A 2,811-nucleotide genomic window follows, 5' to 3' on the forward strand; every position below is an offset into this window, starting at 1 on the left:
CTCGCTAATCGCAATTATTGAGTTGATATGGCTATTTTTGAGCTAGTTTTTAATAGTAAGTATCTATAATATTGATTTTACCGTAAAAATCAACTATCTTAAGTATTTGCGTTGGCGGAGGGAGCAAGTGCGGCAGCTATATCGCTCGCCAAAAGATAGTTATAGTAAGTGTTTTACTATTTTCGGAGATGTCTATTTAAGGGTCATTAAAATTGGTTCTTCCAGAATTAACTTGGGCTGGCGACCTCGTTTCTTTTTTTCTTTTTTTCTTTTTCTTGAGCTTTAACAGTACGAACCATCACTCTGACAGTTTTTTTACCCCTGTTAAACGATTAAATTCAGTTTGTGTTAACTTTTTGGCTTGCCAATATTTCATTATTAAATCAATTTTATTGGGTGAATAATTGTCTTTAATAATTAGAGAACGATTCTTGTTTTAAAACTTAATTAATTTTTCGGATGAGGCGATCGCCAATCTGAGAGTTGATTGTAGGCAAACTCAAAAAATGGATAGTTTTATATTGTATCATGAAAAACTTTTGTAAAAGGTTTACTATTTTTACTGGTATTTTCTTCTTTTTTACCACATCAATAATCATTTCTTCTACACGATCTATTTTACTCTTGTCATCACCCTCTGGGTTATAAATATGATAATCTATTCTCCAGAATCGTTCTCTTTTAAGATTACTAATTTTTCACTATTTAATTTAGAAGGATGACTTCCCTTTTGGGGTAAAGGTCTAATATCTCCAGTTCCTTGAGATTTTTTGATGAATTTTTGAATAAAACTTTTGCTCACTCCAAACCTTTGAGCTAGTTTTATTATTGAAATTTTTTCCTGTTCCCAAATTTCTACAATTTTTTTTCTTAAGTCTATAGAATAAGGTTTGATTAATTTACGCTATGGTCATAAATACTATACCTCTTAGTGTACCTGATGACTCTGGGAAATACTATAATAACCATATTGTCAAAAATTACATAACCCTTAATCTGTGGAGTTGGGGAACAGGCAGGGATGAATGGCTAACAGAAAAGTTTTGCTGCTTTCTCAATTGTTATTGAAACAGTGCTATTTATTAGACTTGTCGCGAAATAAAACCTTAAAGTGAAATGGAAAATTATAGCTTTCACTACATTAAACTATGCTGCCATCAGGTAGAAATTCCAGAGTCCAGCCGCAGTAAGCATGAAGCTATACAGCTAACGCCACGCTCGGCCGCGTTTCTTGTCTGTGCGCTTAAACCTACTTTTTTCTCTATTGACTTGTTTTTGTTGGTCAGTTAATTCCTTCCCTTTGGGTTTTTTCGTGGGAATTTTGATGTTGACAAATTCCTTCTGTAATCCCTGGAAACCCAAATATACATGAATTTTCACTTGATCAGATACAAAATCTACCAATTTTTCGCGCGTCCAATCGTGTGTTCGGCTACGGTGTAAGTCAAACAAAACTCGTGCCACATCAAAGGTAGGGGTCGCACTTGAAATAGAACAAGATAAAAAATAACTTGTCTTTGGCCTCTAGCAATCGCGCTTTTATCCCTCCTCCTACAGCTCGATGTCTGAGTTTTTGGCAAAAGACGCGGAGCGTGGCGTCAGCCGTATCGCTTCCCTTTCAGTTCTTGGATCAGATAATCTGACAGTAATTCATGTTTAACTTTATAGATAATTTTTCCTATTTTACTGCTCATCTTTGGCAAAAATTTCAGACTAACATAGCACAGGCTATATGATTTTTCTGAATTTGGCGCTCGACGACATTGAGAGAATTCTATACCCGTTAATTGCTTAATTTCCCTGTAAAATTCTGCAATTTTCCATCTGGTTTGAGACTTCATATCTACAGCATAAATGGGAAGATTCATCTAAGTCATTAGTTGCAATATATTTTGTCGTTTTGGTAGAAACAGTTGCCCCATGGAGTTTAACTTTCTTATTCCAAAGGAATTCGGTTTATTTTAATTATTTTACCTGATATTCTTTCTGATTCATTCTAACTTAGCTCTCCAATATTTTGATATTTCTCTACACCGCCAGTATCATCTACTAGACGATTTATTGTTAAGGAACAGTAATAAATTTTTTCTAAGTTATCTACCAATGTCATTAATCTTTGTGTTCCATAGGAACTATCCATTAACACAGTCTTATAATGGTAGTTTTTGCTGTGGTAAATCAGAAAAAAATATTTATTCTACATTATATATTTTGCTTTTATTATCAGTATCTGGATCCTAAACTCGATAATCAAGAGTGCCAAAATTATTCGATTTCTGGATTTAAATATATACAATTTACTATCCCTATACCACGAATTACTCTATGGTTATTACCATTATACTGTCGCCGGACTAACTAAATTTTATTACTATGTTCCTGATTAACTGTATCATCAAAGATTAAATAACATAAGTGTGTTAGTGAAAATTTCCTCTTTAACATTTCTCCATAAAGCCTGGTCATCAAAATTTTAGGTTTTCAGATAACGATTTATCGTGTCATGGCTAATATTTTCTAGATGGTTTGCTAAAGAGCGTGATGGTATAATTTGTATGAAAATTAAGTAAATACTGATAGTAATCAATATAGTTAAAATTAATATTTTTATCTCAAATTAATCATAAATATAATTATATAATAATGAGAGTATTTGGGCAAAATTTATTGACAATATTAGCGTGTCTTTATATGAGTTATGATAATTTTGTGATTCAGGCGATCGCTCTGACCTGAATCCTTAGGTAAGGAGTGCTAATATAGAGATAGTATGATGACTGAACGCTATATGTATAGTCCTTGCGTAAGTCA

At 32.8% G+C, this 2,811-nt stretch carries 1 protein-coding gene and 2 pseudogenes; all 3 read right to left on the bottom strand.

Annotated elements, in window-relative coordinates:
• Positions 1-676: 676 nt before the first annotated feature.
• Positions 677-895, bottom strand: a pseudogene (locus tag F6K22_RS37780) (IS630-like element ISMae26 family transposase); the annotation flags it as partial.
• 311 nt (positions 896-1,206) lie between these two features.
• Positions 1,207-1,380, bottom strand: coding sequence for a hypothetical protein (locus tag F6K22_RS37785; protein WP_293109952.1), 174 nt, complete (start codon positions 1,378-1,380; stop codon positions 1,207-1,209).
• A gap of 218 nt (positions 1,381-1,598) precedes the next feature.
• A pseudogene (locus F6K22_RS37790) lies at positions 1,599-2,603 on the bottom strand (IS701 family transposase).
• Positions 2,604-2,811 lie beyond the last annotated feature (208 nt).

Origin of the sequence: Okeania sp. SIO2F4 (assembly GCF_010672385.1) — a bacterium.
GTDB lineage: Bacteria > Cyanobacteriota > Cyanobacteriia > Cyanobacteriales > Microcoleaceae > Trichodesmium.